Here is a 7415-nt window from a genome sequence, read left to right on the forward strand (position 1 = left end):
CGTCATGAGGTGCTGCGGACGGTGTTCGCGGTTGTCGACGGTGAGCCGTATCAGCGGATCCTGTCGGTCGAGGAGACCGGGTTCACGCTGACCGTCACCGATGTGCGCGCGGAGGAGTTGGACGAAGCAGTGGCGGAGGCGGCAGGGTACGCATTTGACCTTGCTGAGGAAATCCCCGTCCAGGCACGTCTGTTCACTGTGGGACCGGACGAGCACGTGCTGACAGTCGTGGTGCATCACATTGCCAGTGACGGGTGGTCGTCTGCTCCGCTGGAGCGTGACCTGACGTCTGCTTATGCGGCGCGGTGCGAGGGCCGGGCGCCGGTGTGGGCGCCGTTGCCGGTGCAGTACGCGGATTACGCCTTGTGGCAGCGGGAATTGCTCGGCGAGGAGAACGATCCGGAGAGTGTCCTGTCGCGTCAGGTGGGTTTTTGGCGTGAGGCGTTGGCGGGGGTGCCGGAGGAGTTGGCGTTGCCGTATGACCGGTTGCGTCCTGCGGTCGCCTCGCATGAGGGCCATGCGGTGGGGCTGGAGGTGCCGGCTGGGGTGCATGTGCGGTTGCGTGAGGTGGCGCGTGAGCGTGGTGTGACGGTGTTCATGGTGTTGCAGGCGGCGTTGGCGGTGACGTTGTCGCGGTTGGGTGCGGGGATGGACGTTCCGATTGGTTCGGCGGTGGCGGGGCGTACGGATGAGGCGTTGGACGAGTTGGTGGGTTGTTTCGTCAACACGCTGGTGATCCGTACGGATCTGTCGGGTGATCCGACGTTCGCTCAGGTGCTGGAGCGGGTCCGGGAGGCGAGTCTGGCGGGGTTCGGGCATCAGGATGTGCCGTTCGAGCGGCTGGTGGAGGAGTTGGCGCCGGTGCGTTCGGCGGCGCGGCATCCGTTGTTCCAGGTCATTTTGACGATGCAGGACACGGTGTCGGTGGCGGGTGTGGGCGGGACGGCTGCGCAGGTGCCGGGTCTGCGGGGCAGTGCGTTGCCGTTGGGCCGGGTGGGTGCGAAGTTCGATCTGTCGGTGCTGGTGGGGGAGCGGTTCGACCGGGACGGTGCTCCGGCGGGCATCGGCGGGGTGGTGACAGCGGCGGCCGATCTGTTCGAGCCTGGCACGGTGGCCCGTATGGCCGACGCCCTGAACCTGCTGCTGTCCCAGGTGGCCCACGACCCCTCGACACGAGTGAGTGCGGCCGATGTGCTCCGGCCCGATGAGCGTCGGCGGGTGCTGGTGGACTGGAACGACACCGGTCTGCCGGTGGCGGGGGCTACGGTCCTGGGGTTGTTCGAGGGGCAGGTGGTGCGGTCGCCGGGTGTGGTGGCGGTCGTGCAGGGGGATGTGTCGGTGTCGTTCGCGGAACTGGACGGACGGGCGAGCCGGCTGGCGCATTATCTGCGGGCGCAGGGTGTGGGTGCGGAGTCGGTGGTGGGTCTGTGTCTGCCGCGGGGGGTGGAGACGCTGGTCGGGATGTTGGGGGTGTGGAAGGTGGGGGCGGCGTATGTGCCGGTGGATGTGGGTCAGCCGGCGGAGCGGGTGGCGTTCGTCCTGCGTGACAGTGGTGCGGTGCTGACACTCACGACGGAGGAGATCCTGGAGGATCTTCCGGCGGGACGTCATCGTCTGGTCGCCGTCGATGACACGCTCACGGCGATGCAGTTGGCCGCGTTCCCGGAGACTGCACCGGGGGTGGAGATTCTGCCGGGGCAGGTGGCGTATGTGGTCTATACGTCGGGTTCGACGGGGCGCGCGAAGGGCGTCGCGGTCACCCACGCAGGATTGGCCAATTACGTCACCTCGGTGCCTGAGCGGGTGGGCTTTGGTGGTGGGGGCCGGTATGCGGTGGTGCAGGGTCAGGCGACCGACCTGGCGAACACGACCGTCTTCGCGAGCCTGACCGGTGGGGGTGAACTGCACTTCATCGATGAGGAGTCGGTGACCGACCCGGTCGCGGTCGCGGCCTACCTCACGGAGCAGGGGATCGACTGTCTGAAGGCGGTGCCCTCGCATGTGGCGGCGTTGGGTGCGGCGTCGGTGGCCTCGGTGCGGTCTGTGGTTCTGGGTGGTGAGGCGGCTTCCGCCGAGCTGGTGGGTGAGCTGCTGGCATCGGCCGGTGACCGGGCGGTGTTCAACCATTACGGGCCGACGGAGACCACGGTCGGTGTGGCTACCACGCGGCTGACCGTGCGGGATGTGGCGTCCGGGGTGATCCCGGTGGGTTCCCCGGTGGCCAACACACAGACCTACGTCCTGGACGAGTGGCTCAACCCCGTTCCGGTGGGTGTGGTCGGTGAGTTGTATGTGGCCGGTGCGCAGGTAGCGCGCGGGTATGTCGGCCGGTCCGGGCTGACGTCCGAGCGGTTCGTTGCGTGTCCCTTCGGTCCGGCCGGGGAGCGGATGTACCGCACGGGGGACCGGGTGCGTTGGACGGCTGATGGGCGGCTGGTGTTCGCGGGGCGTGCGGATGAGCAGGTGAAGATCCGCGGCTTCCGGGTCGAGCCCGGCGAGGTCCAGGCAGTCGTAGCCGCCCACCCGCTGGTCACCCACGCCGCAGTCGTCGCCCGCGAGGACACCCCGGGCGATGTCCGACTCGTCGCCTACGTCGTCACCGGCGAGGCCGACGATACGGACACTGCTGAACTCAGCGTGACGGTGAAGGAGTTCGTGGCCGCGCGTCTGCCGGAGTACATGGTCCCCTCTGCGGTGGTGGTCCTCGATGCCCTGCCGCTGACCGGTAACGGGAAGCTGGACCGCAAGGCGCTGCCCGCCCCCGACTACGGTGCTGCGGCGACGGCGGACACGGGACGTCCGCCGGCAACCGTGCAGGAGGAGATCCTGTGTCAGGCCTTCGCCCAGGTCCTGGGCCTGCCCGCGGTCGGCGTCGATGACGATTTCTTCTCGCTGGGCGGGCACTCGCTGCTGGCGGTGTCGCTGGTCGAGCAGCTGCGCAGCCGGGGTGTGTCCGTTTCGGTGCGCGCGCTGTTCCAGACGCCGACCCCCGCAGGACTGGCAGCTGTCGCGGCTCCGGACGCGGTCGACGTTCCGGAGAACCGCATACCGCACGGTGCCGAGCGCATCACCCCGGACATGCTCCCGCTCGTCGAGCTGAGCGAGGCCGAGCTGGCGCACATCGTCGCGCGGATCCCGGGCGGCGCGGCCAACATCGCCGACGTCTACCCGCTCGCCCCGCTCCAGGAGGGCATCCTCTTCCATCACCTGCTGCAGACGGACGGTGGTGGCACGGACGTGTATGCGGCACCGCGAGTCATTCGCTTCGACTCGCGGGAGCGGCTGGACGCGTTCCTCGGCGCTCTCCAGCGGGTGGTGAACCGGCACGACATCTACCGCACCGCGATCCTGTGGAAGGAACTGCGTGAGCCGGTCCAGGTCGTGGCCCGCCAGGTTGAACTGCCTGTCGTATCCGTGGAGTTGACCGCTGAAGGCCCTGCTGCGGCGGAGCAGCTGATCGCGGCGGCCGGGCCGAGCATGGACACCGGCCGCGCGCCGCTGATCGACGTCCACATCGCCGCGGAGCCGGGTGAGGACGGTGGGTGGCTGGCGTTGTTGCGGATGCATCACCTGGTCCAGGACCACACCACGCAGGATGTCCTGCTGGAGGAGATGGGCGCGTTCCTGTCCGGGCGCGAGGACTCCCTGCCGGAGCCGCTGCCGTTCCGGAACTTCGTGGCGCAGGCCCGGCTGGGAGTGACGCGGGAGGAGCACGAGCGGTACTTCACCGATCTGCTGGGGGACGTGGAGGAGACCACCGCCCCGTACGGCCTGCTGGACGTGCACGGCGACGGCAGCGGTGTCGTGCACTCCCACCTGGACGTCGACGACGAGGTCGGCCGGCGGGTACGCGATGTCGCCCGGTCACTCGGCGTGAGCCCGGCCACCGTGTTCCACCTTGCCTGGGCGCGAGTGCTGGCCACGGTCAGCGGCCGCGACGACGTCGTGTTCGGCACGGTGCTGTTCGGGCGCATGAACGCCGGAGCCGGCGCGGACCGGGTACCGGGTCTTTTCCTCAACACCCTGCCCGTGCGGGTCCGCGTCGGCACCGTCGGTGTCGAACGGGCGCTGGAAGGGGTGCGCAGCCAGCTGGCGGAGTTGCTGGTGCACGAGCACGCTCCGTTGACGCTGGCGCAGCAGGCGAGCGGTATCCCGAACGGCAGTCCGCTGTTCACCTCGATCTTCAACTTCCGGCACAGTCAGCGCCCGAGTGCGGAGCCCCGCAAGGGAGACGGTGCTGCGCCCAGGGGCATCCAGATGGTGTTTGCCCGGGTTGCCACCAACTACCCGGTCGCCGTTTCGGTGGACGATCTCGGGGCCGGGTTCGGGCTGAGCGTGGAGGTGGTGAAGTCGGTGGACGGGCAGGCGGTGTGCCGGCTGCTGCACACGTGCCTGGACAACCTGGTGAGCGCGCTGGAGTACAGCCCGGAGAGCGGGCTCGCCGAGGTGAGCGTCCTCGACGACGCCGAGCAGCGGCGCATGCTGACGGATTGGAATGGCATCGACACATCGGTCCAGGCGGTCACGGTGCCGGAGCTGTTCGCGGCTCGACTGGTGCGTGATCCCGACGCGGTGGCGATCGTCTCGGACGGTGTGGAGATCTCGTACTCGGAGCTCGACGCCCGTGCGAACCGCCTCGCGCGATACCTGACCGGCTTGGGAGTCGGCCCCGAATCGTGCGTCGGTGTGTGCCTAGAGCGTGGCAGCGACCTTCAGACGGCGTTGCTGGCGGTGCTGAAGGCCGGTGGAGCGTATGTGCCGCTGGATCCCGACCACCCCGCCGAACGCATGGCCTATGTGGTGCGGGACGCCGGACTGGAGGTCGTGCTGACCTCCAGGGCGCTGACCGAGACCCTGCCCGGTGACGTGCGGACGGTGGTCGTGGACGACCCGGCGGTCCGAACGGAGCTGGCTGCTCTCGACAGCTCGGCGACGGCCTGTGCCGAGCTGCGGCCGGAGCACCCGGCGTATGTGATCTACACGTCGGGATCGACCGGCCGGCCGAAGGGAGTGCTGGTCTCCCATGTGGGCGTGGCGAGCCTGGTGGCGGGGCATGTGCAGCACCTGGCCGTCGGGCCGGGGGCACGAGTGGCGCAGTTCGCGTCGGCTGCCTTCGATACCTTCGGGTGGGAGTGGATGATGGCCCTGCTGTCGGGGGCGACCCTGGTGGTGGTGCCGGCCGATCGGCGGCTGGGCACCGCGCTGCCGGAGTTCCTCGCCGAGACACGCGTGACCCACGCGACGCTGCCGCCGGCTGTGCTGGCAACCCTCGACGAGGGATCGATCAGCATGGACACCGTGCTGGTGGTGGCAGGCGAGGCGTGCCCACCGGACGTGATGGCGCGCTGGGCGCGGGGACGTGCCATGTTCAACTCGTACGGTCCGACGGAGACCACGGTGGACGCGACGCTCTGGCGATGCGACGCCGGAGCGGCGGCCGTCGCGATCGGCTCCCCGGTGGTGAACACCCGGGTGTACGTGCTGGACGAACGCATGGCGCCGGTGCCGGTGGGTGTCGCGGGTGAGCTGTACGTGGCCGGCGTCGGGCTGGCACGCGGCTATGTGGGACGTGCGGGACTCACCGCGGAGCGCTTCGTGGCGAATCCGTTCGCCGAAGGTGGGTCGCGGCTGTACCGGACCGGGGACCGTGCGCGGTGGACGGCCGACGGCCGGCTCGTGTTCGCCGGCCGTACGGACGACCAGGTGAAGGTCCGTGGTTTCCGAATCGAACCGGGCGAGATCGAGAAGGTGCTCGACGGGCACCCGCGGTTGAGCCAGGCGGCCGTCGTCGTGCACGAGGACACCCAGGGCGGCAAGCGTCTGGTGGCCTACGTCGTTCCTGCGGCCGCTGATGCCGATCCGGGCGCGTTGGCCGGGTCGGTGCGGGGCTTCGCGGCCGAACGGCTGCCGAACTACATGGTGCCGTCCTCGGTGACGGTCCTGGACGCCTTGCCGCTGACGGTGAACGGCAAGGTGGACCGCAGAGCCCTGCCCGCCCCCGACTTCACGGCGGGGAGCGCCGGGGATCCGTCGCCCGGCCGTGGCCCCGCGGGGGTGCTCGAAGCTGCGGTGTGCGAGACGTTCGCCGAGGTCCTGGGTGTGCCGGCGGTCGGCGTGGACGACGACTTCTTCGCGCTCGGGGGCCACTCGCTGATGGCGGTCTCGTTGGTTGAGCGGCTGCGGGGCAAGGGCGTCACCGTGTCGCTGCGCACCCTGATTGCCAACCCGACGCCGGCGCGGCTGATGCAGACGTTCAGCCTGACCTCGGTGCAGGACGCCCTCGGCGGAGTGCTGTCGATCCGGATCGGCGGTACCGAACCGGCGTTCTTCTTCATCCACCCCGCAGGCGGGCTGAGTTGGTGCTACATGCCGTTCGCCCGTTTCATTCCCCAGGAGCACCCGCTGTACGGTCTCCAGGCGCAGGGTCTCGACGGCTCCGGGGAACTGTCGGTCTCGGTCGCCGACATGGCCGCTGAGTACGTGAACCGCATTCGCGCTCTGCAGCCGTCGGGTCCGTACTACCTCGTGGGCTGGTCCTTCGGAGGAACTCCCGCACACGAGATCGCGGTGCGGCTCGAGGCCGAGGGCGAGGAGGTGTCGCTGGTCCTCATGGACGCGTACCCGCCGATTCCGGGAACCGACGCCGCGACTCCCCGGAGTGACGGAGCCGACGGCCCGACGCGCCTGGCGCAGCGCGTCCGTGCTGAACTCGGTCCGGTGCTGGGCGGAGTCGACGACGACGAAGTGGCCCTGCTGGTCCGCGTGTTCGACAACAACGCGACGCTGAGGGACCGCCATGCATACGGAACCTTCGGCGGAGACACGTTGCTGCTCATCGCGGAAGAAGGGAAACCGGCGGACTTCTCGTTCGAGGGTCTGTGGCAGCCCCACCTCACCCGGCAGGCCGCAGCTGTCCGTCTTCCCTGCAGGCACTCGGACATGGCAAGGCCCGACATGCTGGGAGCGGCATGGGACGCCATGGCGCAGTGGCTGTCCGCACGGCCGGAGCGAGGGGCCTGAGCCTTCCCGTAACGGCCTGACGCCTCTCTGCCGGACGGTGCCCGGGCCTGCCCGTCGATGACGGGTCAGGCCCGGGCACCGTCCCATGTGGCGTCCGAAGCCCGCGTCGCACCGAACGCCTTCCGGACCTGCGTGGCGCCGGCAGGCGCTACGCACGGGCACACGTTCCGCCAGGTGGCGGCTTCCACGGTCGAGGAGGCTCCCGCCCGCTTACGGGCGGCGCGGCAGGGCGGCGTCCGCGGGGCCGAGTGACGCGAGACCACGACGGGTCGCTGTCGGGAGGGGAACACGAACGCCGAGCCCGGGGGCCGCCAGGGGGTGGCCCGGCCGGGGGGGGGGGGGGGGGGGGGGGGGCGGCGCCGCCGTGGGGCCCGCCCCCGGAGCCCGCCGGCGGG

The 7415-nt window shown here is 70.0% G+C and carries 1 protein-coding gene; it reads left to right on the forward strand.

The window, feature by feature from the left end:
• The first annotated feature begins 9 nt into the window (after nucleotides 1–9).
• Nucleotides 10–7020, forward strand: coding sequence for an amino acid adenylation domain-containing protein (locus ACGFY9_RS48775; protein ID WP_393765630.1), 7011 nt, complete (start codon nucleotides 10–12; stop codon nucleotides 7018–7020).
• The last annotated feature ends 395 nt before the right edge of the window (nucleotides 7021–7415 follow it).

This window comes from Streptomyces sp. NPDC048504, assembly GCF_043200035.1.
Taxonomy (GTDB): domain Bacteria; phylum Actinomycetota; class Actinomycetes; order Streptomycetales; family Streptomycetaceae; genus Streptomyces.